The organism is Armatimonadota bacterium (assembly GCA_031459855.1).
GTDB lineage: Bacteria > Sysuimicrobiota > Sysuimicrobiia > Sysuimicrobiales > Humicultoraceae > Fervidifonticultor > Fervidifonticultor primus.
The window spans coordinates 2,259,390-2,283,425 of record JAVKHP010000001.1; the positions used below are offsets into that span (position 1 = coordinate 2,259,390).

The 24,036-nt window shown below is 68.5% G+C and carries 25 protein-coding genes; 19 read left to right on the top strand and 6 right to left on the bottom strand.

The window, feature by feature from the left end; genetic code table 11:
* Positions 1 to 38: 38 nt before the first annotated feature.
* Together gmd and QN157_10350 are read left to right on the top strand one after the other, a co-directional pair.
* Positions 39 to 1,130: a GDP-mannose 4,6-dehydratase gene (gene gmd, locus QN157_10345; protein ID MDR7555996.1), complete on the top strand. Its 1,092-nt coding sequence runs from the start codon at positions 39 to 41 to the stop codon at positions 1,128 to 1,130.
* Positions 1,127 to 2,113 (top strand): GDP-L-fucose synthase, encoded by a 987-nt coding sequence (locus QN157_10350; GenBank protein ID MDR7555997.1) that lies wholly within the window; start codon positions 1,127 to 1,129, stop codon positions 2,111 to 2,113. Before gmd ends, QN157_10350 begins: the two co-directional genes overlap by 4 nt.
* 4 nt (positions 2,114 to 2,117) lie before the next feature.
* Here the strand turns inward: QN157_10350 and QN157_10355 are convergent, their stop codons facing one another.
* The 4 genes from QN157_10355 to QN157_10370 all read right to left on the bottom strand — a co-directional run bounded on the left by QN157_10355 (position 2,118) and on the right by QN157_10370 (position 7,146).
* A complete protein-coding gene (locus tag QN157_10355) occupies positions 2,118 to 3,221 on the bottom strand; it encodes a glycosyltransferase (protein ID MDR7555998.1) in 1,104 nt (367 codons plus the stop codon).
* Positions 3,222 to 3,258: 37 nt separating this feature from the next.
* Positions 3,259 to 4,104: a glycosyltransferase gene (locus QN157_10360; protein ID MDR7555999.1), complete on the bottom strand. Its 846-nt coding sequence runs from the start codon at positions 4,102 to 4,104 to the stop codon at positions 3,259 to 3,261.
* Complete coding sequence (locus QN157_10365) at positions 4,086 to 5,186, bottom strand: O-antigen ligase family protein (GenBank protein MDR7556000.1); 1,101 nt, start codon at positions 5,184 to 5,186, stop codon at positions 4,086 to 4,088. The genes QN157_10360 and QN157_10365 overlap by 19 nt, the downstream gene beginning before the upstream one ends.
* A 265-nt stretch (positions 5,187 to 5,451) precedes the next feature.
* A complete protein-coding gene (locus tag QN157_10370) occupies positions 5,452 to 7,146 on the bottom strand; it encodes a flippase (protein MDR7556001.1) in 1,695 nt (564 codons plus the stop codon).
* 489 nt (positions 7,147 to 7,635) lie between these two features.
* On the opposite strand from QN157_10370, the gene QN157_10375 reads away from it, so the two are divergent.
* From QN157_10375 to QN157_10410, 8 genes are all read left to right on the top strand, one after another.
* Positions 7,636 to 8,181, top strand: a complete 546-nt coding sequence (locus QN157_10375) for a glycosyltransferase family 4 protein (protein MDR7556002.1) — start codon at positions 7,636 to 7,638, stop codon at positions 8,179 to 8,181.
* An 8-nt stretch (positions 8,182 to 8,189) separates the two neighbouring features.
* A complete protein-coding gene (locus tag QN157_10380; protein ID MDR7556003.1) occupies positions 8,190 to 9,044 on the top strand; it encodes a glycosyltransferase family 2 protein in 855 nt (284 codons plus the stop codon).
* A gap of 2 nt (positions 9,045 to 9,046) precedes the next feature.
* Positions 9,047 to 10,024, top strand: a complete 978-nt coding sequence (locus QN157_10385; GenBank protein MDR7556004.1) for a sugar phosphate nucleotidyltransferase — start codon at positions 9,047 to 9,049, stop codon at positions 10,022 to 10,024.
* Between the two features lie 301 nt (positions 10,025 to 10,325).
* Positions 10,326 to 11,330 carry an SDR family oxidoreductase gene (locus QN157_10390; GenBank protein MDR7556005.1) on the top strand — a complete coding sequence of 335 codons (1,005 nt, stop codon included), beginning with the start codon at positions 10,326 to 10,328 and terminating at the stop codon, positions 11,328 to 11,330.
* Positions 11,331 to 11,490: 160 nt separating this feature from the next.
* Complete coding sequence (gene rplM, locus QN157_10395; GenBank protein MDR7556006.1) at positions 11,491 to 11,922, top strand: 50S ribosomal protein L13; 432 nt, start codon at positions 11,491 to 11,493, stop codon at positions 11,920 to 11,922.
* Positions 11,923 to 11,988: 66 nt separating this feature from the next.
* The gene (rpsI, locus tag QN157_10400; GenBank protein MDR7556007.1) at positions 11,989 to 12,384 is read left to right on the top strand and encodes a 30S ribosomal protein S9; all 396 of its coding nucleotides are present in this window, start codon (positions 11,989 to 11,991) and stop codon (positions 12,382 to 12,384) included.
* Positions 12,385 to 12,441: 57 nt separating this feature from the next.
* Positions 12,442 to 13,593 carry an NAD-dependent epimerase/dehydratase family protein gene (locus QN157_10405; protein ID MDR7556008.1) on the top strand — a complete coding sequence of 384 codons (1,152 nt, stop codon included), beginning with the start codon at positions 12,442 to 12,444 and terminating at the stop codon, positions 13,591 to 13,593.
* Positions 13,590 to 14,225, top strand: coding sequence for a histidine phosphatase family protein (locus tag QN157_10410; GenBank protein ID MDR7556009.1), 636 nt, complete (start codon positions 13,590 to 13,592; stop codon positions 14,223 to 14,225). The genes QN157_10405 and QN157_10410 overlap by 4 nt, the downstream gene beginning before the upstream one ends.
* A gap of 177 nt (positions 14,226 to 14,402) precedes the next feature.
* Here QN157_10410 and QN157_10415 read toward each other — a convergent pair whose 3' ends face one another.
* Positions 14,403 to 14,876, bottom strand: a complete 474-nt coding sequence (locus tag QN157_10415) for a hypothetical protein (GenBank protein ID MDR7556010.1) — start codon at positions 14,874 to 14,876, stop codon at positions 14,403 to 14,405.
* A gap of 119 nt (positions 14,877 to 14,995) precedes the next feature.
* On the bottom strand, positions 14,996 to 15,394 hold the full coding sequence (locus tag QN157_10420) for a type II secretion system protein (GenBank protein MDR7556011.1): 399 nt from the start codon (positions 15,392 to 15,394) through the stop codon (positions 14,996 to 14,998).
* A 391-nt stretch (positions 15,395 to 15,785) separates the two neighbouring features.
* Between QN157_10420 and QN157_10425 the strand changes: the two genes are divergently transcribed.
* From QN157_10425 to QN157_10465, 9 genes are all read left to right on the top strand, one after another.
* Positions 15,786 to 16,547: an NlpC/P60 family protein gene (locus QN157_10425; GenBank protein MDR7556012.1), complete on the top strand. Its 762-nt coding sequence runs from the start codon at positions 15,786 to 15,788 to the stop codon at positions 16,545 to 16,547.
* Between the two features lie 97 nt (positions 16,548 to 16,644).
* Positions 16,645 to 17,574 (top strand): ornithine carbamoyltransferase, encoded by a 930-nt coding sequence (gene argF, locus QN157_10430; GenBank protein MDR7556013.1) that lies wholly within the window; start codon positions 16,645 to 16,647, stop codon positions 17,572 to 17,574.
* Positions 17,575 to 17,581: 7 nt separating this feature from the next.
* A complete protein-coding gene (cdaA, locus tag QN157_10435; protein MDR7556014.1) occupies positions 17,582 to 18,391 on the top strand; it encodes a diadenylate cyclase CdaA in 810 nt (269 codons plus the stop codon).
* A gap of 32 nt (positions 18,392 to 18,423) precedes the next feature.
* A complete protein-coding gene (locus QN157_10440; protein ID MDR7556015.1) occupies positions 18,424 to 18,783 on the top strand; it encodes a hypothetical protein in 360 nt (119 codons plus the stop codon).
* A 3-nt stretch (positions 18,784 to 18,786) separates the two neighbouring features.
* Positions 18,787 to 20,118 (top strand): phosphoglucosamine mutase, encoded by a 1,332-nt coding sequence (gene glmM / locus QN157_10445; protein MDR7556016.1) that lies wholly within the window; start codon positions 18,787 to 18,789, stop codon positions 20,116 to 20,118.
* Complete coding sequence (locus QN157_10450; protein ID MDR7556017.1) at positions 20,115 to 20,876, top strand: WecB/TagA/CpsF family glycosyltransferase; 762 nt, start codon at positions 20,115 to 20,117, stop codon at positions 20,874 to 20,876. Before glmM ends, QN157_10450 begins: the two co-directional genes overlap by 4 nt.
* 457 nt (positions 20,877 to 21,333) lie before the next feature.
* Complete coding sequence (gene glmS / locus QN157_10455) at positions 21,334 to 23,181, top strand: glutamine--fructose-6-phosphate transaminase (isomerizing) (protein MDR7556018.1); 1,848 nt, start codon at positions 21,334 to 21,336, stop codon at positions 23,179 to 23,181.
* A gap of 132 nt (positions 23,182 to 23,313) precedes the next feature.
* Positions 23,314 to 23,478: a Trm112 family protein gene (locus QN157_10460; GenBank protein ID MDR7556019.1), complete on the top strand. Its 165-nt coding sequence runs from the start codon at positions 23,314 to 23,316 to the stop codon at positions 23,476 to 23,478.
* The gene (locus QN157_10465; protein MDR7556020.1) at positions 23,475 to 23,855 is read left to right on the top strand and encodes a holo-ACP synthase; all 381 of its coding nucleotides are present in this window, start codon (positions 23,475 to 23,477) and stop codon (positions 23,853 to 23,855) included. Before QN157_10460 ends, QN157_10465 begins: the two co-directional genes overlap by 4 nt.
* Positions 23,856 to 24,036 lie beyond the last annotated feature (181 nt).

Below are 24,036 nucleotides of genomic sequence, written 5' to 3' on the forward strand. Positions count from 1 at the left end.
GGTCAGGACACCTGGAACCCTAGGCGAGGGGACGCGGCGTGCCGAAGGCATTGATTACGGGCATTACGGGCCAAGACGGCTCGTACCTAGCGGAGTTCTTGCTTGCCCGGGGTTACGAGGTACACGGCGTGATCCGCCGGGCTTCTACGTTCAGCACCGACCGCCTCGATCACCTGTACCGGGACCCTCATGAACCCGGTGTTCGATTGTTCCTACACTACGGCGATCTCACGGATGGCACGAACTTGCGGGTGCTGTTGGAGCGGATTCAACCTGATGAGGTCTACAATCTTGGGGCGCAGTCGCACGTTCGCGTGTCATTTGATCAGCCTGAGTACACGGCCAACGTGGTTGCTCTTGGAACCCTGCGTCTCTTGGAGGCCGTGCGCGACTACCAGCAACGTACGGGCCGGGCCGTGCGGTACTTCCAAGCAGGCTCTTCGGAGATGTTTGGTAATGCTCCTGCCCCGCAGAACGAACGCACACCCTTCGCTCCCCGCAGTCCGTATGCCGCCGCTAAGGTATTCAGCCACTACATCACCGTCAACTACCGTGAGGCATACGGATTGTTCGCGTCTAATGGTATCTTGTTTAACCATGAAAGCGAACGGCGCGGCGAGACATTTGTCAGTCGGAAGATCACACGAGCAGCCACTCGGATCGTCTTGGGTCTTCAGGAGAGACTGTACCTTGGCAACCTGGATGCGCAACGTGACTGGGGCTATGCCCCTGACTACGTGGAGGCCATGTGGCGGATCGTCCACCACGACGAGGCCGATGATTTCGTGATTGCCACCGGTGAGTCGCGGACTGTACGCGAGTTCCTGGACGCGGCTTTCGGCTTGTTGGGACTCGACTGGCGGGAGCATGTGGTGGTAGACCCCCGGTACTTCCGGCCGACTGATGTGGACCACTTGCAGGGTGATGCGTCCAAGGCCGCGCGCGTACTGGGCTGGCAGCCGAGGACGAGTTTTTCTGACATGGTCCGTATCATGGTCGAGCATGATCTTGAGCTTGCACGTGCCGAGCGGTCATTGCGCCAGGCGGATTATTCCGGGGATGTCCCACTACGGTTGATGAGACCACCCGTGAAGTGGCGCCGAACGCCCTGGGGAGATAGCCAGCTGTGACCTCGGTGGACTCCTGGCACGGGATGTCGGTTGTTGTGACGGGAGGCGGGGGCTTCCTCGGCAGGGTGTTGGTAGATCGCCTGCGGCGCGCCGGTGCCAGGGTGTGCGTCCCGCGGCGCGCCGAGTACGATCTCACCGATGCCACGGCGGCGGCGCGGCTGTTTGCTGAAGCGAACCCCGAGGTAGTCTTCCATCTTGCTGCTGCTGTGGGCGGTATTGGTGCCAACCGGGACAATCCGGGCCGCTTTTTCTACGAAAACATGGCGATGGGGCTAAACGTCTTGGAGCAGGCGCGACGCCACGGGGGCGTGCGTAAGCTCGTCCTTGTGAGCACAACGTGTGCCTATCCGGAAGATGCGGAGGTCCCGTTGCGTGAGGAGGACCTATGGCGGGGTTATCCGGAGCCCACCAACGCACCCTATGGCATCGCCAAACGCGCTCTGGTGGTCATGGCCCACGCCTATCTGCAGCAGTACGGCTTGCGGAGTATCACGCTCATTCCTGCCAATCTCTACGGCCCCGGTGACAACTTCGATCTCGAGACGTCGCACGTGATCCCGGCATTGATCAGAAAGTGTGTCGAAGCCGTGGAGCGAGGCGATGATGAGATTACTGTATGGGGCGATGGAACAGCGACGCGTGAATTCCTCTATGTGGACGACGCTGCGCGCGGCCTGTTGTTGGCTGCGGAGCGGTACGATGATCCTCATCCCGTCAATCTCGGAACGGGCGAGGAGATCAGCATCAAGGGTCTGGTGACCCTTGTTGCCGATCTTACAGGATTCCGTGGCCTGGTACGCTGGGATACGTCAAAACCGACCGGACAGCGCCGCAGGCGACTGGAGATCTCCCGGGCCTGGGAGAAGTTCGGTTTTCGGGCGGCGGTGTCCCTGCGGGAGGGTTTGCAGGCCACAATCAGTTGGTACCGTACCGAGGGCAGGCGGTTGCAAGCGCGGTCGCGTAGGCCCGGAACGAGGTATTGACGGTCTAGCTCAGGATGCCTGCGCGCGAGAAAATCTCTTGAAACCGATGCTCGTAGGTGTGCTCCGCAAGCACGCGGCGGTAGGCAGCTTCGCGCATCCGCTCGACGTCCGCGGGGTGCTGGAGCGCCCAGCGGATGCGTTCGATGAGATCATCCACGGTGTCGTATACGAGAATATCCCGGCCGAGTTCGTAGTAGTCGGCAAGCGCTTGCACGTGCTTCGTGATCAAGAGAGCACGACATGCGGGGACCTCGAAGTCTCGACCTTTCACTTGGTCCACACCTCCGACCGAGGCGTTAGACAGGTTGAGGTTTACTTCGGTCTCGTTGATGATCTCCACGGCCCGCCGCGTGGAGATCTTGCCACTCCGCCACCCGTACCCGAATGTCTTCACCGGGAGGCCGGCGGCACGCAGGCGCGCGATGACTTGCCGGCGGTTGCCGTGGGGCTGACCGATGAACGTTATGGGAAAGCGTCTTGGCCTGTCGAGCGGGCGGTAGAGCCTGTGGTTGACGCCCCACTGTGAACGAATCACCCGCGGCATGCCCGCGGCATGGTATTTCGGCACGGCCTGCGGATCGGTCGTGATCGCCCACGAGAAATGACGTGCCCAGCGTCGTGAGAATGAGTCAAATCGCCAGTGATCATCCGTGAACCAGTTGAATGTCACGCAGCCCAGGCGTTGGAGCTCTTCAACCGCGTCCGGCGGAAAGTCGTCTTTGAAAAGGACGAAGAATGCTATGTCCGGTCTTAGGCGAAATGCGGCCTCCACGAGGAGATCTCCCGCACGCTGGCGGCCGAAGGTGCGCACCAGTGTGAGGGAGTCGAGGCGTATGATAGCGAACCCTAGTTGCATTAGGACCGGCAGGAAGTGGTTTTCCTCGTAGGAGTAGCCACGTGCGGGATTACCATAGTCGAACCTGGGAGCCACGTACAACAGTCGGATGCCCGCGGCTCGACCGCCTGGCTGTTGAGGGATCACCGGAAGCACGCCGTGTGCGATCGTTCTGTCGAGATGTGTCTCAACGTGCATCTGGCGGGTAAGGCACTCTATGAGCTGCATGGCTGCGCGGCGCCAGTAGTACGGATGCGTGATGTAGCGCCTCATGGTTCCTACGCGTCAGAGTCTGCCGGGCATAAGCCGCCTATCGGAGCTTCTGGATGCCGCGAGCATGTGCTGTTATGCGCCGGGTAAGTGTGCCGACGGCTGCGTCCGCCGGCCCGTACGCCCGTGCCAGCATGTAGGCCCCGCAGGTCGCAGCCAGCGGCGGAATGGCCTCCCACCACCGCCCTAGGAGCCTGGCGGCCTCAAGCTGTGCGTCCAGGCGCGCACGCAGTGCCCACGCGCGTGGTCGACGGCTGTAGCTGTGGGGGAGGACTCTGTATGTGACCAGCACCCGGGGGATCACCGCTAGCTTCCACCTGCACGCCATTCGAATCCACAGTCGATAGTCCTCATTGGGCCCCTCCGGGTAACCTCCTGCTTCGCGGTACGCGGCATATCTGAACATCACGGAGCTGTGCACGAACGGGTTGTCCCACAGCAAATAACGTCGAAGACTGTGGTCCTGCGTCGGGGGTTGGAACTGGTATGTACGGCCGTCCGAGGTTTCTAGGCGGGCGTAACTTCCGACCAAGCCGACATCGGCATGTCGTTCCAGGTAGTGGACCTGCACCGTGAGGCGCTCTGGGTGAGCGACGTCGTCGGCGTCCAACCGCGCGACGTAGATCCCGTGCGCGTGGCTGCATCCCAAGTTTAGGGCCTTGGCCACGCCGCCGTGGGGTTGCCGGAACACACGGACACAGGGATTCTTGATGCGTTCTACAATGGCTACCGAGTCGTCCGACGACCCGTCGTCCACGATGATGATTTCCATCGGCCGCCAGGTTTGCTGCAGTAGGCTAGCCACGGCACCCTCGATGGTCGCAGCGGCGTTGTGCATGGGCACCACGACGGATACCAGGGGTGCACTCATGCGGAAGCCGACCATCTCGGTCGGTGCACCTGACATCCGGCAGCCAACCCCAGGAAGACCCAAAAGGTGAGGTTGTCAAACAGCACGTTGAAGGTGGCCCAGATCACGAACGCAGCCGCTAATCCCTTGATGCACAGGTCCCGGATGCGTTCCTTCGCTGGAGTGTCGGCCGCCAAGTGGCGCAGAAGCAACCAGCCCCACAGGGTCGTGAACCCAACGAAACCCAAAAGCCCGGCATCGAGCCACGCCTGCAAAAAGGAATTCTCCACGTGGTTAGCGGTCTTGGCGCGGAGATTGATGTCTTGCACGACCGCGGGCACTCGTCCTGGCCCAATACCGGTGAGAGGATGGGTGGCGATCTGTCGCGTTGCGAGCTCAAGTAACTTGATACGGTCTGGCACATTCTCTTCTCGATTTTCCAATCGCATCACAGTCATGCGTTTGTACAATCGCTCCTTGATGGTTGCTGGTTGATCGAATGGTAAAGTCGGAGATGTTACGGTGATGTCCGCAAGGAGAATTGCGAGAATTGCCGTGCAGCCGATCGCGAACAGCCGCAGGACGTCTCCACGGTGTAACAGCCTGTCCCGAGCGAGCCCCGCTAACACCACCGCCAGGCCAACTAGAAGGCTAAGCCAAGTGGCACGCGATTGGGAGAGCACGATAGCTGCCGTCGTCATCCCCGTCAGGATGGTCCATATCCAGACGGCCCGTGCCGCCACGGTCTTAGCAAAGAATATCAGGTGGAAAAACAGCAAGAGGAAATACAGTGCGTCGGCATTGCGGGTGGATGCCGTATACCGAATTCCAAAATACCCGAGCGCATGTTGGTCTGGCTCTCCGATTACACCGGTATAGAACCCTACGATCCCGTACGCCAGGAGCGCGAGCAAGGTCCCGGTAAGGCCGTTCCATACCAGTGCCCGGGGTGTGTGCGTGAGCGCCAGGGTGAGAACGGGTACTGCCAATGGCAGGAGGGCCGGCCGCCACGCGGCCTCGAGCGGGACCTTCCCGGCGTTGACGACATAACTCACCACTGTCCCAAGGGAAAGCAATGCGGGCGCGGCGAGGAATGCAACCGCGTCTGATGTGCTCACGTGCAGAGGACGGCGAAAGACTTGTATGGCCACCACAAGCGCGAGTGGTATAGCGAAAAGGTAGGGAAGCGGCGCGCCACTAGCCAGAGGTATTCTGATCTGCGGAACCGCATGCGTCCACAGGGACAGGATTAGTGCCACCGTAAGGCCACGCACGATGCGTGCTCTCCAGGCGCTGCTCGTCGTTACTTCGACCGCTGACGTGTCCATTTTAGAGGGGCTCCCCGCGGTCATGGATGCACCAAGGGGGTTGGGCGAGCGGCGGTCATAGACGGAGCAGCCTCGTTACGGCCGCCCGTTCGCCAGGGTGCAGGGTCCTCGCCCACGTCCACCAGATGAGCACGAGCAGCACTATGGCGATACCGACGACACGGTGAGTCGTCGGTACGGGCAGCCAGTAATAGACGATGCTCCAGGTCACACACGCGACTACTACCGGTACCGCCACGTGTTGCAGCGGACCTCGTAAGTCCATCCCCGCGAACAGGGGCAACCGTTTCGATAGCCATAATAGTATTGCAGTCTCAAGCACAAAACGGCCTGACCAAGCGGCTGCGGCTCCGTTAGCACCGGCCGCATGCACCAGCCAGAGCAACGCCACCACATAGAGGGGTGCCTCAACGACGTGCAGCTTGGCTGCCACCTCCGGAGAGCCGATGCCGTGAATCAGCGTCATCGGCACTACGCCTATTACTTGAAACGCCGCCCCCACCGCAAGCAGTTGCAGCACGGAAGTGCTATGGACGGCGACGCCAGCTCCAACCCATGCCTTGAGGAGATCGGGGGCCAACACCGCCGCCAACCCGAAAATTGGTCCGGTGATTAAGAGCCCCAGTCTTATCGCCCGGACAAACAGCAAGGCCAGCCGCTCCCGATCGTGGTTGCCGCTCAGGGCGCTGAATGCAGGAAACAGCACGGCGGCCATGCTCCCCGCTACCAGGCCCAGCCGCGCAATCAATTCGGCCGGTACTGCATAGTACGCCAGATCCGCCATCGGTTGCAGCGTCCCAATGATGACACGATCCCCATAAGTCAGCATGACGCTTGCAAGTCCGGAGATCATCACCCAGCGACCGAATCCCAGGAGACGCCCGATGTCCTTGCCTCGCAACGGACTCACCGGTACTGTGAGGGACAGCACCCGGACGGCCCCAACGAGAAGAGCGATGACCAGCGTCGCGCGTGCAGCCAGGAGAGCGAGCGTGATCGGAGGCAGGAGCCATCCGGCCGCGACGCCCATGACTGGAACCAGGAAGGACGACGCGCTGGAGGCAGCCTTGGCCAATGCGGCGATATCGAATCGCTGCGCGGCTTCGAGCGTTCCGCGAAGCGAGTTGGTGACGAACATCAGTGGAAGCAGGAAAGCTGCCAGTCTCAACGCCACGATAGCCTCAATCTGCATAGCGGAGGACACGCGCAGTACGTGTAGAACCAGCAGAGGCGTCAACAGCGCCATGATACCCGAGATGGCGAGCCCGACGAGGACCTGTCCAAAAACAGTCGTCCAGACCAGTTGCGACACGGCACGCGTATCACCGCGTCCCAGCGCCTCGGCGACGAACTTCGTCACTGCACTTGCCAGTCCCAAGTCGAAGATGGTCAGCGCGCCGGTTACCGTCCACAGAAAGACGAGGAGTCCAAAGCGTTCTGTCCCCAGGCCGCGGAGGATGATGGGCACACTGACCATGCCGACGACCAGGGGAAGCGCCTGACCAATGATGTTGAGAAGGCCGTTGCGCACGAGGAGTGCACCGCTGATTTCCACTGCCGGAGGAGCCGCACTGCGCAGTCCGGGTCGGTGCGGCGGCTGCTTCTCCGCCCCGGGGGCCGATAGCGTGGCGGCATGTCGAGGGGCGGTAGCATGAGGATTCTCCATACGGTTGAATTCTACCATCCGCGAGTCGGCGGTGCCGAGCGAGTGGTGCAGCGCATCTCCGAGGGATTGGCTGCCCGGGGTCATGAGGTAGTGGTCGCCACCGGCGAGGATCCCGATCGGTCGTTGGGTCGACTCAATGGCGTTGAGGTGGTCTCGTTTCGGGTTGCTGGGAACCTTGCCCGCGGCCTGCGAGGTCAGGTAGCTGAGTACCAGGAGTGGTTGCGACGCCAGTCATTTGACGTTGTGCTGAACTACGCGGCACAGGTCTGGCCTACAGATGCCGCACTACCGCTATTGCGGGACCTGCGGGCGGCGCGCGTGCTGGCACCGTGCGGGTTTTCCGGACTGCACGGTCCCCGGCGCATCGTATACTGGTCGTACTACCGCATGTTGGCCCGACAGCTGTGCGACTACGATGCGGTGATATGTCACAGCACGAGCACAGCAGACACACGGTTCTGTCGTCGATGGGGCCCTGTTATGCAGGCGGTGATACCCAACGGCGCCGACAGCGCAGAGTTCGAGAGCGCACCTGCAGGGTTCCGCCGCTGTCATAACATTACGACACAATATATGCTGCTACACGTAGGAAATCATTATCAAGTCAAGGGGCATGACGCTCTCCTGAGGATGTTTTCGTCCCTGCGAGCCGTGGACGCGACGCTCGTGATCATCGGCGGGCCGCCTCGGGGCGGTCGGTCGTGCTGGGAGACCTGCCAGCGAGCTGCAGCGCGTGACGGGCGCGTGCGTTTGCTGAGCGGTCTGTGTCGTCGTGAGGTGGTAGCCGCATACCGGGAGGCGGACGTCGTGCTGCTGACGTCGAGGTTTGAGGTTGCCCCTCTGACCTTGGTGGAAGCGATGGCGGCTGGCGTACCGTTTGTTTCCTACAACGTTGGCAACGCTACGGAATTAGCAGGAGGCCTCGTCGTGAACACGGCGGAGGAGATGGCGAGAATCCTTCGCGACCTCCTGGAGGACCACGATCGGCGGCGTCGCCTGGGCGAGGAGGGGCGGCAGGCCCATCGGCACATGTTCGAGTGGGAGCGAATCATCGACCGCTACGAAGAATTTTACAGCAGGGTGTGGGCCACGGCACGATCGTCGCGGGGAATCCGATGACCGTGCCGATGCCAACTCTCTCCGTCGTGATGGTTACATGGAACTCTGCTGGGTTTCTAGCGTCGGCCTTGTCAGCCCTAAGGCGCGAGGCCGCATCACTGGCGATTGAGGTTGTCGTAGTTGACAACGGGTCAACGGATGGATCGTTGACGGTGGCCGCGGCGACTCTGCCTGATGCCCTCGTCGTCCGTAACCCCTGGAACAAGGGCGTGGCGCGCGCTCGTAACCAGGGGTTTGCGATGGCACGCGGCCGCTATGTGCTCTTCCTAGACAGTGACGCCGAGGTGATGCCGGGGAGTCTGTCCGCTCTTGTCGCCTTCATGGAGGCACACCCCTCGGTTGGCCTCGCCGGCCCGAGACTGGTGTCGCCCGACGGCACCGTCCAGTGTAGCTGCCGGCGGTTTCCCACGTTGCCCGGCAAACTCGGGAGGCAGTTGCCATTGCGCTTGCAGCGCCGACTGCCCTGGGTAGTGCACGAGGAGATGCTGGACGTCGATCGCTCCACTTCCATGCCGGTGGACTATGTGGTCGGAGCCTGCCAGTTGATTCGGCCCGCTGTATTTCGCCGAGCCGGCGGCCTGGACGAGCGAATCTTCTACGGGCCAGAGGACGTGGATTTCTGCTTGCGCGTCTGGCAAGCGGGTTGGGAAGTGTGGTACGTGCCGCAGGCAACTGTCGTGCACCACGAGCAACGCGTCACACGGCGCCGTCCTGGCTGGCTGACCGGCCGGCATGCCGTGGCGTTGGCGTACTACTTCACAAAGCATCGCTATCTCTGGCGCCGACCCGATCGCGACACGTTGAAGGCATCGGCCGACCGTCGTCGACAGGATCCCGGGCATTCGGGCAGAAGAGACGAGTAGCCATGAAAGCCATCATCCCCGTCGCCGGCGTCGGGCGCCGCCTGCGCCCGCACACCCACACGCAGCCCAAGGCCCTCATGCACGTGGCGGGCCGGCCGATCCTCGGGCACATCCTCGACGAGCTGGTGGCCGCGGGGATCGACGAGGTCGTGCTGGTCGTCGGGCACCTGGGCGAGAAGATCGCCGAGTTCGTGCGCAGCCGCTACCGGCTCCGCGTCCACTTCGTGGAGCAGAAGGAACCGCTGGGCAATGGCCACGCCATCTACGTGGCGCGCGAGCACCTCGACGGCGACGGCGTGTTGATCGTCATGGGCGACACGGTGCTCAAGACCGACCTGCCCCAGGTCCTGGCCCTGGCGGAGTCGGCCATCGGCGTGCAGGAGGTGCTGGACCCCCGCCGGTTCGGCGTCGTCGAGGTGACCGACGGCCGCGTGCGCCGGCTGGTGGAGAAGCCCGAGCACCCCACCAGCCACCTGGCCATCGTTGGGGTCTACCTCATCCGCCACCCGCGGTTGCTGGCCGAGTGCCTGGAGCGCCTCGTGGGGGAAGGTCGCATGGTCAACGGCGAGTACTGGCTGGCGGACGCCCTGCAGATGATGGTCGACGCGGGCGAGGTGATGCGCACGTTCCCCATCTCCGGCTGGTACGACTGCGGAACACCGGAGGCCGTGCTGGTCGCCAACCGTGAACTGCTGGCCGCGGAAGGCATCGCCTCGCCCGTGCCGGCAGGGTCGGTGGTCATCCCGCCCTCCTACGTGGATCCCACTGCGCAGATCGAGGGCTCGGTCATCGGTCCCTTCACGTCCATCGCCGAGGGCGCCCGGGTTGTCCACTCGGTCGTCCGCGACAGCATCGTGAACGCCGCCGCCTCCCTCGACGGCGTGCTCCTGGAGCGGTCGATCATCGGGGAGAACGCCTCGGTCGTCGGTCGGGCGGCGCGGATCAACCTGGGCGATTCGTCGGCGATCGAGCTGGGGTAGCCCTCATCGTTGGCTGGTGCGCCCGAGGATAGGGCGACCGAGTGCAGAACCGCATGGCCTGAAACGTGTCTATTGCTGCCGGCGCTGCGCCGGTGACCCGGGGAAGCACCCCGCCGAGATCGAGGCGCACCAGTCTCCGTCGGTGCGCCTCCCGCGCGCCGGCGGGGTCATGCGGGGTCGGGAACATCAAGGGATCAAGGGATCAAAGGGATCAGGGATAATTCCCACTCCAGTGGGCAGTATTCTCAGTGGAGAGCAGCCTAGACTGACGCGCACCCCAGTACGCGCAAAGGAGACGCCGGTGCCGCGCTACCTCGTGACCGGCGGCGCGGGCTTCATCGGGGCGCACCTCGTGCGCGCCCTGGTGGAGCGTGGCCAGCCGGTCCGGGTCCTGGACAACTTCTCGACGGGGACGCCCGCCAACCTGGCGCACGTCCTGGGCCAGCCCGTGCCCCAGCCGGCGCCGGGCGACCGCGTGCGCGTGGGCCCGGTGGAGATCCTCCACGGCGACGTGCGCGACCTGGAGGTCTGCCGGCAGGCGTGCGCCGGCGTGGAGGTGGTCTTCCACCAGGCGGCGATGCGCTCGGTGCCCCGGTCGGTCGACGATCCGCAGGGCGCCCACGCGCACAACGCCACGGGCACCCTGCACGTGCTGCTGGCGGCCGCCCAGGCCGGCGTGCGGCGGGTCGTCTACGCCTCGTCGTCGTCGGTCTACGGCGACGACCCGACGCTGCCCAAGCGCGAGGACCAGTCCCCGGCGCCGGTCTCGCCCTACGCGGCCTCGAAGCTGGCCGGCGAGGCCTACTGCCGGGCGTTCGCCCGGGTCTACGGGCTCTCGACGGTGTCGCTGCGCTACTTCAACGTCTTCGGTCCCCTGCAGGACCCCCGCTCGCAGTACGCCGCGGTCATCCCCCGGTTCATCACGTGGACGCTGCGGGGCGAGCCCCTCGAAGTGCACGGCGACGGGTTGCAGTCGCGCGACTTCACCTACGTGGACAACGTGGTGGACGCCAACCTGCGCGCCGCCGACGCTCCCGACCTGCGGGGCGAGGTGTTCAACGTCGGCTGTGGCGAACGGCTGACGCTGCTGGACGTGGCCGCCGCCATCGAACGGGCGGTGGGGCGCGAGGTGGCGCGCGTCCACACCCCGCCCCGGCCCGGTGACGTGCGCCACACGCTGGCCGACATCACCCGGGCCCGGGCGCGGCTGGGCTACGAGCCGCGCATCCGGTTCGCAGAGGGTATCGTCCGCACGGTGGCGTACTTTGCGGGTACGGTCATGGCGCAACAAGATGCGCCTCCTTGAGGGTGTGGTCGACGACCAGCTTGCGAGGGATTCCCTCGTCCGCCCGGGCGGTCGTCACTGTCGCCCAGCACTCTTCGCCTTGACATCCCCAGGATGCGCCCGATAGACTACGCCTGGTCCGCAGGTGGCCTGTGCGGTCCCCGCGTCCCTGATGCAGACGATGAAGACCTTCGTGGCACGCGAAGCGGAACTGGAGCGCACCTGGTATCTCGTCGATGCCGACGGCCAGGTGCTGGGGCGGCTGGCTGCCCGGGTGGCCACGCTGCTGCGCGGCAAGCACAAGCCCACGTTCAGCCCGCACCAGGACGGCGGGGACTTCGTGGTGGTGGTCAACGCCGCAAAGGTGCGCCTGACGGGCCGCAAGCTGCAGCAGAAGCGGCTGTACCGCCACTCCGGGTATCCCGGCGGGCTCAAGGAGGTCCCCTACGAGGTGCTGCTGCAGAAGGCGCCCGAGCGGATCATCGTCGAGGCCGTCAAGGGGATGCTGCCCAAGAACCGGCTCGCCAGCAGGCTGCTCCGGCATCTGAAAGTGTACCGCGGGCCGGACCACCCGCACGCGGCCCAGCGGCCCGTGCCGCTGTCCCGCGGGTAACCTGCCGCGCAACGCCGGGGCGGTGCGGCGGCCCATGCAGGGCGGGGAGAGGACGGAGGAGGGGTCGTGACGACGCAGGTGCTGGCGCTCACCTCAGGGGCCCGGAAGGAAGCGGTGGCGCGGGTGTGGCTGCTTCCCGGCACGGGGCAGATCCTCGTCAACGGCCGGCCCATGGAGCAGTACTTTCCCACCATCCCGCTGCAGGTCATGGTGCGCGAGCCACTGGTGGTGGCCAACGTCGAGGGACGCGTCGACGTCCACGCCACCGTGACCGGCGGCGGCATCTCGGGGCAGGCGGGGGCTGTCCGCCACGGCATCGCACGGGCGCTCGTGCGCATGGACGTGGGCCTGCGCGCGGCGCTGCGCCAGGCGGGCCTGCTGACCCGCGATGCGCGCATCAAGGAACGCAAGAAGTACGGTCACAAGCGCGCCCGCAAGGCCTTCCAGTACAGCAAGCGCTGACGGCTCCCCCAACGTCCCTCACCCTGGTACGCCGGCCGACCGGGCCGAGGAGGTGAGGTGTTGAGGGTCCTGGTGACGGGAGGGGCGGGGTTCCTCGGCTCCCACACCGTGGATGCTCTTCTCGCGGCGGGGCACGAGGTCCGGATCCTCGACAGCTTCGCTGCGCCCGTGCATGCCAGCGGGCGTCCATCGTACCTTCCCCGTGACGCGGAGGTCGTCGAGGGAGACGTCCGCGACAAGCGTGCGTGGGCACGCGCGCTTCCCGGCGTCGACGCGGTCGTCCACATGGCCGCCTACCAGGACTACCTTCCGGACTTCAGCACGTTTTTCCACGTCAACAGCGTGGGGACCGCGTTGCTGTACGAGGTGGTGGTGGAGCAGCGCCTGGACGTGCAGCGCGTGGTCGTGGCCTCGTCCCAGGCGGTCTACGGGGAAGGACGGCACCGGTGCCAGAACCCGTCCTGTCCCGGCGCAGCGGCGGGGCGTGACTACTATCCCGACATCCGTACCGACGAGCAGCTGGCCGCAGGCCGGTGGGACCACCAGTGTCCCGAGTGCGGCGAGGTACTGGTTCCGGTCCCGAGCGACGAGCAGCAGCGGGTCAACCCGCAGAATCAGTATGCGATCTCCAAGTACACGCAGGAACTCATCGCCCGGAGCCTGGGGCAGCGCTACCGCATCCCGACCGTCGTGGCGCGCTACTCCATCGTGCAGGGGCCGCGTCAGTCGTTCCACAACGCCTACTCTGGCGCGTGTCGCATCTTCAGCCTGAGCTACCTGCTCGGCCGTGCGCCCAGGGTCTACGAGGACGGCCAGCAGCTGCGAGACTTCGTCAACATCGAAGACGCGGTGACGGCCACCATGTTGCTCCTCACGCATCCCAACGTCGTCGACGGGGTGTTCAACGTGGGCGGGAGCCGACCGTACACGGCCCTGGAGTTCGCGGAGATCGTGCGGACGGTGGTGGGCAGCGACCTGGCCCCCGAGCTGGCCGGGGACTACCGGTTCGGCGACACCAGGCACATCGTGTCGGACATCACGCGGCTTCGGGCGCTGGGATGGACGCCCCGGCATCCGCCGGAGAAGAGCGTGGCCGACTACGTGCACTGGGTGCGGTCCCAGCAGGGCTTCGACCGCGTCCTCGACGAGGCCGAGCAACGTCTGCGCGCGCTGGGCGTCGTGCGGCGCGCGCGCCGGGGGTCGCCATGAACCGTACCCCGGCGGGCCCGCGCCCTGCGCTCTACGTGCTCCGGCATGGCGAGACGGCGTCCAACCTCGTCGGCCGGTACGCGGGACGCAGCGACGAGACGCTCACCCTGCAGGGCGAAGCGCAGGCGGCGCAGGCAGGCGAGCGGCTGCGGGCCCTGGGGATTGCGGCCGTCTACACGAGCCCGATCGTGCGGGCGCGGCAGACCGCCGAGATCGTCGCCCGGGCGCTCGGGGTCCCGGTGCGGATCGAGGACGGGCTGGCGGAGATGGCCATGGGGCCGTGGGAGGGGCTCCTCGAGGACGAGGTGGCGGCCCGGTACCCGGTGGAGTTCCAGCTCTGGCGGACTCGTCCAAGCCTCCTGCGCCTACCGGGGCGTGAGTCGCTGGTCGACGTCCAGACGCGTGCGCGGCACGCGGTGCAGCGCATCATGCGCCAGGCCGCGGGACGCCCGGTGGCTGCGGTGACCCACGTCGCCCTCGTCCGGTGCCTGTACCTGTGGGCTCGCGGGCTGCCGTTGGACGACTACCCGACCGTCGGCGTCCCCAACGCCTCCATCTTCGTGCTCGCGGCGGCGAGCGACGGCGTGACGATGGTCCGTCTGGACGAGCACGACGGGCCGCAGGCGTCCTGATGACCACGACCGCGCCGGCGAGAGTCCCTCCGGGCCGCAAAGCACGGGCAGCCGCACCCGATGACCACCACCGCACGGGCGAGCGGCGACGCAGCGTACAGGCCCGGGGCCCGACAGCGCGGGCACGCCCGGCGCAGTCTCCGGACAGGGAAGGGGCTGCGGGACCGGCGCCGCGGGTCACGGGTTGCGCGGCGCCGCGGTCGTGCGCGCCTGACCCCGGACGCGGCCGCGGCGGACCTCGACCTCGACCGTGACGCCGCCATCGGCAGGCTCCACGGTGAAGCCGACGACGCCGGTGGCCACCATGCGACTACCCTGCTGGACCATGCGTCCCTGGGCGTCGGCCGTGTAGCGCTGCCGTAGCACCTCGCCGCGACCGCGGCGGAACACGTAGACGATCCATTCGCCGCTCGCCTCCGGTCCGGCGGCCGGCATGACCGCCAGGACCGGCTCACCGTCGTCGACGGGCACCCGCGGCTGTACGATCACGCCCGGGGTCTGACTGGCGTTGCGCACGTCCCGCGCCACCGCGTCGACGAGGACGGCAGCATGCGCCTGGGCTTCCTGGAGGTCGCGACCGCGGCGCCAGATGTTGAGGCCGGCCACCAGCAGTGACCCGACCAGCCCGACCACCACCGCGCCGAGCGCCACGGCGATGACGATCTCGAGCAGGGTCAGGCCGCGAACGCCGGCACCCCATGCCCTCCCACCCGCCGCCCGGGTCGGCGTCGCACCGCTCGCGGATCGCGTCCGGCCGAGGGACGACGGCGTCACTGCCCGACGAAGTCGCAGGCCGCCGAGACGTGGCGGAGCGTGGTCAACGTCACGGTCCGTGGCCGGCGGGCCTGGGTCCAGGTGACGTGTACCGTCAGTTCCCAGAGGCGAGAGCCTACGCGCTGCACGGTCGTCCGGCGGTGGAACCGCAGGCCATGCAGTTCCACGTCAGACGGCACCTGCGCGTGGAACGACGACCCACAGGGTGCCGCCGCCAGCGTGGCCAGTGCTTCTTCGGCCAGGCTCGTGGCGGTGTGCAGACCCGATGCCAGGGCGGCCGCGCGCAGCGCGACAGCGAACGCGGAGAACACCAGTACCGCGGTCGCCCCAAGGAGCATGACGGCGATGAGCACCTCTAGCAGCGTCATGCCGCGCGGACCGGCGCGCTCAGGCATAGATCACCCCCTCGGCACATGAGTTGTCCTGTCGCCGGGGATTTCCCTGTTCGTCCGACGACGTGCAGGCACCCGCCGGCTGGGCGTAGGGAGTCTGAAGGCGGCACGACGGGGGTACAGTTCTCATGACACTGCAGAGTACCGGAGGTCGCGTACGCCCACGCCTGACCGTTACCCCGTTCCCTGGTCGGCCCGCTCCGTCGAGGCGGCCGCACGACGCGCAGCCGCAGGTTGCATGTGCGCCCCTTCGAAATCGGCCGGGGACCCCGCGGGTGGATGGCGTCGGGGGTGTCGGTTCGCGATGCTCGCAGCTGGAGCGACCGTCCTGGCCGTCACAATGGTTGGTGCGGTGGCCCCGGCGCTGGCGGCGCCTGGCGACAGGGCGCCTCGGGTGCACGTGGTACAGCCCGGCGAGACCGTCTACCGCATCGCACGCCGCTACGGCGTCACGATCGATGCGCTGGCCGCTGTCAATGGTCTGGCCGATCCCACCAGGATACGGGCAGGCCAGCGCCTGCGGATTCCCCCGGCGGGGGGCATCGTGCCCAGCGGGGGCCGCACGCACACCCGGTCGCCGCGGAGGGGCGATACGGTAATCCCGGCCGGGGCAGCGCCCTCGCCCCCAGCGGTGTCCAGGGCCCCGGCGCAGGCGCTGCAGGTGTCGGCGCCTGCAGTGCCGGTGGAGATCTTGCTGGGTCCGCCATCCTCCCTTCCCGCACCAGGCGACGGCGTGTGGCAACCGCCGCCCGGGGCGCCCACGCCGCAGGACCGTGCGGTGCCCGTCCATGCTCGCCAGATCGCGGCGGCCGCCCGTCGGCTCGTCGGCGTGCCGTACACGTGGGGTGGGAGCTCGGCACAGGGTGTCGACTGCTCCGGGCTCGTATGGCTCCTGTACGCGCCGGTGTGGCCCGGCTTGCCCCGCACGTCGTTCGCGCTGTTCGCCGTAGGCGCGCCCGTCGACCCCGCCGCCCTGCAGCCGGGCGACCTGGTCTTCTTCACGACCTATGCGCCGGGCGCCTCGCACGTGGGCGTCTACGTCGGCGACGGACAGTTCGTGCACGTGTCATCGTCTGCCGGCCGCGTGGTCTCCAGCCCGCTGGCCGATCCCTACTACGCCGCGCGCTTCCTGGGCGCCCGCCGGCTGGTGCCCTGACGCGGCCGCCGGTTGGGCCGTGGCATGCCCGGCTGCGGGCGACACGGCCGGTATAGTATCATGCTGGCATGATGCGCTCGTTGGCGTGTACGCTCCCATGACCCTGCGCGGCCGCGACTACCTCTCGGTCGACGACCTCAGCCCCAGCGAGCTGCGCGCCGTGCTCCGGTTTGGCGCAGACCTCAAGGCGCGCTTCCAGGCCGGCGACCGCCCGCCCCTGCTGGCGGGCAAGACCCTGGCCATGGTGTTCGAGAAACCGTCGCTACGCACGCGCGTCAGCTTCGAGGCCGGGATGTTCCAGCTGGGCGGGACCGCCATCTACCTGGGCCCGCAGGACATCCAGCTGGGCGTGCGCGAGTCGGTGGCCGACGCGGCCCGCAACCTCGAGCGGTTCGCCGACGCGATCATGGCCCGCACCTTCGCCCACGCCACCGTGGTGGAGCTGGCCGCGAGCGCCCGGTGTCCGGTCATCAACGGCCTGTCCGACCACGAGCACCCCTGCCAGGCGCTGGGCGACCTGCTCACCATCGGGGAGCGCTTCGGGCGATGGGAGGGCGTGCGCGTGGCCTGGATCGGCGACGGGAACAACGTGTGCCACTCGCTGCTGCTGGGCGCGGCCAAGCTGGGGATGACGGTGCGTGTGGCCACCCCGCGCGGGTACGCGCCGGCCGAAGCGGTCGTGCAGCGGGCGCGCGCCATCGCCGGGGCCACGGGGGCCACCATCGAGCTGCTGACCGATCCCGCCGCAGCGGTCGCCGACGCCGACGTCGTCTACACCGACGTGTGGACGAGCATGGGCCAGGAGGTCGAACGGGACGCACGGGCGCGGGTCTTCCGCGCCTACCAGGTCAACGCGGCGTTGCTCCGCGGGGCGAAGCCGACGGCCGTGGTGATGCACTGCCTGCCGGCCCACCGGGGCGAGGAGATCACCGACGACGTGCTCGACGGCCCGCAGTCCATCGTCTACGATCAGGCTGAGAACCGCCTGCACGCGCAGAAGGCGCTGCTGGCCCTGCTGCTGGCGTGAGCCGACGATGCCCCAGGTGCACGCGCGCGACCTGCTCGACATCGCCATCGTCACGCTGCTCGTCTACCAGGTGCTCTGGCTGATCCGCGGGACCCGCGCGGTGCAGCTGGCGATGGGCATGGCCGTGCTCTTCGCCGCCTACGTCGCCAGCCGGGTGCTGCAGTTGACCACCCTGCAGTGGATCCTCTCGTACCTGGGGGTGGTGATCCCCATCGCGATGCTGGTGATCTTCCAGCCCGAGCTGCGGCGCATGCTGGAGCAGCTCGGGCGCGGGGGGGTGTTCGCCGCGCGCTTTGGCGGCGAGCTGGGGCGCGAGGAGACGATCCGCTTGGTCAACGACGTGGCGCGGGCGTGCCGGGTGCTGTCGGGGCGGCGCACCGGCGCCCTCATGGTGCTGGAGCGCCGCACCGGCCTCAACGACGTGGTCGAGTCGGGCATCAAGCTCGACGCGCAGGTCTCGGTGCAGCTCCTCATCACGCTCTTCTTCCCCAACACTCCTCTGCACGACGGCGCCGCCGTCATCCGCGGCAACCGGCTGGTCGCGGCAGGCTGCCTGCTCCCCCTCTCGGAGAACCCCCACCTGAGCCGGACACTGGGCACCCGCCACCGCGCCGCGCTCGGCATCAGCGAGGCCACCGACGCCGTGGCGGTGGTGGTGTCGGAGGAGACCGGCGTGATCTCCCTGGCGCAGGACGGCCAGCTCACGCGTGGGCTCTCCGAGGAGGAACTGAAGGTGGCGCTGCTGGGGTTGCTGGCCCAGCCCGCCCCCCGCGCGCCGGCCCTGTGGCCGTGGCGACGCGCCTCCCGCTCGGCATGAGGCACTGGCGGGCAGCCGTCCTCTCGGAGCGCATGCGGCTGCTGGCCCTGTCGCTGGTCATCGCCGTGACCATGTGGTACTACGTGAGCACGACCCTGGGGCCGGCGGCGCAGGCGCCGCTGCGGGTCGTGCTGGTGCGCAACGTCGACGTGGTGGTCTCGGGGCTGGCTCCCGGGTGGACGGCGGCCGTGACGCCGGCCCGGGTCGACGTCGAGATCCGTGGGCCGGAGCCGTTGCTGGTGCTGCGGGTGGCCGACGTCCGGGCCATCGCCGAGGTGGGTGCGCTCGGGCCCGGCGTGCACCAGGTGGCGCTGCGGGTGCAGATCCCCGACGGTGTGACCATGGTGCGGGTCACGCCGCCGGCCGTCCAGGTCACGCTGACGCGGCCCTGACCCATGGCGCGGCTGTTCGGCACCGACGGGATCCGTGGCGTGGCCAACGCCGACCTGACGCCGGAACTGGCCTTTCGTGTGGGGCGGGCGGCCGGCGCGGTGCTCGGCGGCCAGGTGCCCGTGGTCATCGGCCGCGACACCAGGGTCTCCGGGCCGATGCTGGAGGCTGCGCTGGCCGCGGGCCTGTGTTCGGTCGGCGTGTCTGCGGCGCTGGCGGGGATCCTGCCCACCCCGGCGGTGGCGTACCTGGCTCGCGCCCAGCAGCGCAGCGGCGTGGTCGTCTCGGCATCTCACAACCCCGTGGAGGACAACGGCATCAAGCTGTTCGGCGCCGACGGCTTCAAGCTGCCCGACGCGGTGGAGGAACGCATCGAGGCGTGGCTCGCGCGGGACGACCTGCCGCGGCCCACGGGCACGGGGCTGGGGACGGTGGTGCCGTTGCCGGACGCGGAGGATCGCTACCTGGGCTACCTGCTGGGCCTGGCGGGTGGCCGGCTCGACGGCGTGCGCGTGGTCGTCGACTGCGCCTATGGGGCCGCCGTGCGCGTAGCACCCCAGCTGTGGCAGGCGCTGGGCGCCACCGTCATCGCGCTCCACGCCGTGCCCGACGGGGCGCGCATCAACGTGGGGTGCGGCTCGACCCACCTGGCGCCGCTCCAGGCCGCCGTGCGCGCGCACGGTGCCGACGTGGGCTTCGCACACGACGGCGACGCCGACCGCGTCCTGGCCGTGGACGAGCGCGGGGAGGTGGTGGACGGCGACGCCCTCATGGGGATCTGCGCGCTGGACCGCTGCACGCGCGGCTTGCTGCCGGGTGCCGTGGTCGTCGCCACGGTGATGAGCAACGCCGGGCTGGAGGACGCCCTCCGCGCAGCGGGGGTGCGGCTCGAGCGCACGCGCGTGGGCGACCGCTACGTCCTCGAACGCATGCGCGAGGTCGGCGCCGTGCTGGGCGGCGAGCAGAGCGGCCACCTGGTGTTCCTGGACCGCGCCACGACCGGCGACGGGCTCGTGACCGCGCTGGAGGTCGTCAACGTGATGCTGCGCACCGGCCGGCGGCTGTCGGAGCTGCGGGCGGCGATTCCGCGGTACCCGCAGGTCCTGGTCAACGTGCGCGTGCGCCGGCGCGACGGCGTGCTGGAGGCCCCGGAGGTGGCGGCGGCGATCCGGGCCGCGCAGGGGCGGTTGCGCGACGGCGGCCGCATCCTCGTGCGGCCGTCGGGGACCGAGCCGGTGATCCGCATCATGGTGGAGGCCACCCGACAGGATCTGGCAGAGGCGCTCGCCGCCGAGGTCGCCGAAGCGGTGGCGCGCGCTGCGGGAGGGACGCCGTGACCGCGGTCGTCCAGAGCGCGCCTGCGCCGCCGCGGCACGTGCTGCTGGGCACCGGCGTGCACGCGGTGACGCTCGCCGAAGCGCTGGCCTGGATCGACGCCGCCATCGCCCGCCGGCAGCCCGTCTACGTGGTGACGCTGAATGGCGCCATGCTCGTCCAGGCGGCCCGGGACGCGGCGCTGCGGGCGCTCGTCAACGGCGCAGGCCTCGTCACCGCCGACGGGGTGGGCGTGCTGCTGGCCGCGCGCATCCTCGGCGCGCGGCTCGCGCAGCGGGTGGCCGGGATCGACCTGGCGCTGGCGCTGTGCGAGCGCGCCGCGCAGACCGGGTGGCGGGTCTTCCTGCTGGGGGCCGCACCGGGCGTGGCGGCTGAGGCGGCGGCGGCCCTGCGCGCCCGCTTTCCCGGGCTCGCGATCGCCGGCGTCTGGCACGGGTTCTTCACGCCGGCGGAAGAACCCGCCGTGGTGGAGGCGATCCGCGGGGCGGCGCCGGACGTGTTGCTGGTGGCCATGGGCGTGCCCAGGCAGGAAGCGTGGATCGGCCGCTGGCACCACGTGCTGGGCGTGCCCGTCTCCATGGGCGTCGGCGGCGCGCTGGACGTGATCGCGGGACGCCTGCCCCGTGCCCCGCGCTGGATGCAGCGCCTGGGGCTGGAGTGGCTGTACCGGGCCCTGCGCGAGCCGCGGCGCTGGCAGGTCGTGCGCACCATCCCGCCGCTGTTCTGGCTGGCCGTACGTGAGCGGTGGCGGCGCCGGTAGGCCCCTCCCGTGCGTGGGACGGTGTGGCCCGCCGCGCGCCGGCCGCTGTTCCGGACGCGGGCAGGAGCCCCGGAGCGTCACCGCGAATGCGACGGCTGACCCAGCGTGCCGCACGGGGTGCGGCACCCCGCGGGAGAAACGCAGAAGGGGAGGAGGTGAGCGAGTCTCGTCGCGTGCCGCAAGCGCCTGAACCCGACGTCCGTCGGGTTGACGAGGGAGGGGAACTCGGAGCGTTCGGCGGGTGACCCTAGGCCCGGTCCGGGCCTGCACCACCTCAGCGCATCGCCTCGCGCCTGAGGCAAGGCCGCCTACAAACCCCGGAGGCGACTCCGGCCCAAAGGGCGGACCAGGACACGCCAGGCACGTCTTCGCTGCCCGGTCCCATGGGACTACCGGGAAGTGTCGCCGGTTGCCGGCCAGACCGGGCACCCCAGGTTCACCGCTGGAGGGTGCACACATGTGCGGCATCATGGGGTACGTGGGCACACGTCCGGCGCTGCCGATCCTGCTGGACGGTCTGCGCCGGTTGGAGTACCGGGGCTACGACTCCGCAGGCGTGGCCGTGCTGGAGAACGGACACATCGCGATCCGCAAGGCGGCGGGCAAGCTGCAGCGGCTCGAACAGGTGGTCAGCGTCGCTCCCCTGGGCGGCTCGGTGGGGATCGGGCACACCCGGTGGGCCACCCACGGGCAACCCACCGACGCCAACGCCCACCCGCACAGCGACTGCACGGGCCGCTGCGTGGTCATCCACAACGGGATCATCGAGAACTACCTGTCGCTGCGCGAGGCGCTCCAGGCGCAGGGGCACCGGTTCGCCTCCGACACCGACACCGAGGTGCTGGCGCACCTGATCGAGGCCGCCTACGCCGCGCTGCCGCCCGGCACCCCCGGACGGTTCGAGCTGGCCGTGCGTCAGGCGGTACGCCGGGCACGTGGGGCCTACGCCATCGTGGTGATGCTGGCCGACGAGCCCGACCGGATCGTCGCCGTGCGCATGATCAGCCCGCTCATCGTGGGCATCGGCCAGGGCGAGATGTGGCTGGCGTCCGACATCCCCGCGCTGCTCCCCTACACGCGCGACGTCCTGGTGGTCAGCGACGGCGAGATGGCCGTCATCGAGCCGCATCGCGTGCGCCTGCTGGACCTAGAGGGCCGGCCGGTCGACCGCCGTCCCCAGCACGTCACGTGGGACGCGGAGATGGCCGAGAAGGGCGGGTACCCCCACTTCATGCTCAAGGAGATCTACGAGCAACCCCGGGCGTTGCAGGACACGATGATGGGCCGCCTGGACCTGGACGACCGGATCGAGCTGGACGGCGTGGTCTTCCCCGACGGTTTCGTCGAGCGGCTCGAGGGGATCTGGCTCACCGCCTGCGGCACCGCGTACCACGCCGGGCTGGTGGGCCGGCGGCTCATCGAGCAGCTGGCGCGCATTCGGGTGGAGCCCGACCTGGCGTCGGAGCTCCGCTACCGCGACCCGCTCATCCAGGGGACGACGCTGGCGGTCGCCATCAGCCAGTCGGGCGAGACGGCCGATACGCTGGCGGCCGCGCGGGAGGCTCGGGCCCGCGGCGCCCGGCTGCTGGCCGTGACCAACGTGGTGGGCAGCACGCTGGCCCGCGAGGCCGACGACGTGCTCTACGTCCGCGCCGGTCCCGAGATCGCCGTGGCGTCCACCAAGGCCTACGTGACCATGCTGGTGGCGATGCAGCTGCTGGCGATCGACCTCGGCCTGCGCCGCGGTGTGCTGGCCCGCGACGTGGCGCGGCGGCTCGTGGCGGGCCTGCGCCGCCTGCCCCAGCTTGCCCAGGAAGTGCTCCAGCGCGCCGACGCCGTGGCGGCGCTGGCGGCGCGGCTGGCCCACGTCGAGCATGCGTTCTTCATCGGCCGCGGTCTCGACTACGCCGTGGCCATGGAGGGTTCGCTCAAGCTCAAGGAGATCTCCTACCTGCACAGCGAGGCGCTGGCCGCCGGCGAGTTGAAGCATGGCACGCTGGCGCTGGTGACGCCGGAGACGCCGGTGTTCGCCCTGGTCACCCAGCGGGCGATCTACGAGAAGACCCTGGGCAACATCCAGGAAGTCCGGGCACGGGGCGCGGAGGTCGTCGCCGTCGCCTACGACGACGACGGCGAGATCGCCAAGCACGCGCACACGGTCCTGCGCATTCCGCCCGTGGACGACCTGCTGGCGCCGGTGCTGGCCATTATCCCCCTGCAGCTGTTCGCCTACCACGTGGCGGTGCTGCGCGGCCACGACATCGACCAGCCGCGCAACCTCGCCAAGAGCGTGACGGTCGAGTAGGCGATCGCCGGCGGCAGCGGACCGCGAGCAGGCCCAAGGCGCGCCATGCCATCGCTAGGCCGTCTGGGATCATCAGCCCGTCGGTAGGGGCTCCTGCCCTGTGGCGCGAAGCCCTCGAAGGGGGTGAGGAGCATGACGATCGACGCCGACCTGCTGCAGATCCTGGCCTGTCCGGTGGACCATGCTCCCGTCGTCCTCGAGGGCGATCGGATCGTGTGCACGCAGTGCGGCCGGCGCTATCCCATTCGCGACGGCATCCCGCACATGCTCGAAGAGGAAGCCGAGCTGCCGCGATGATCGTCGGGGTGGGAGTCGACGTGGTGGAGGTGGCCCGCATCCAGCGGGCCATCGCGCGGTGGGGCGATGGGTTCGTGCGCCGGATCTACACGGCGCGGGAGGTGGAGCGGGCCGCCGCGCCCGCGGTGCTGGGCCCCCGGCTGGCCGCCCGGTTCGCGGCGAAGGAGGCCGTGATGAAGGCCCTCGGCTGCGGCTGGCGTGAGCTCACCTGGCGCGAGATCGAGATCACCCACGACCCGCAGGGGCGGCCTGTGGTGCGCCTGCATGGCGCGGCACAACGGATCGCCGCGGCCCGCGGGGTCGTCGAGGTGCACGTGGCGCTCTCACACACCCGCGAGCACGCCATCGCCAACGCCGTGGCGGTCGGCGCCGGGTAAACACGGCAGCACTGGGCCCGGCGCTACCTGCCCGGGGTCGCTGCGCCCGGGTGGCTTGCGATCGGCGACATGCCCACGGTAGACGGCGTGCGAGGCATGCGATGTGGCGATCACAGCTGGCACGTCACGTGCCGCCTGGGGCGTGCACTGCATGAGCCGCCCGCTAGATGCGCTTGTGCCG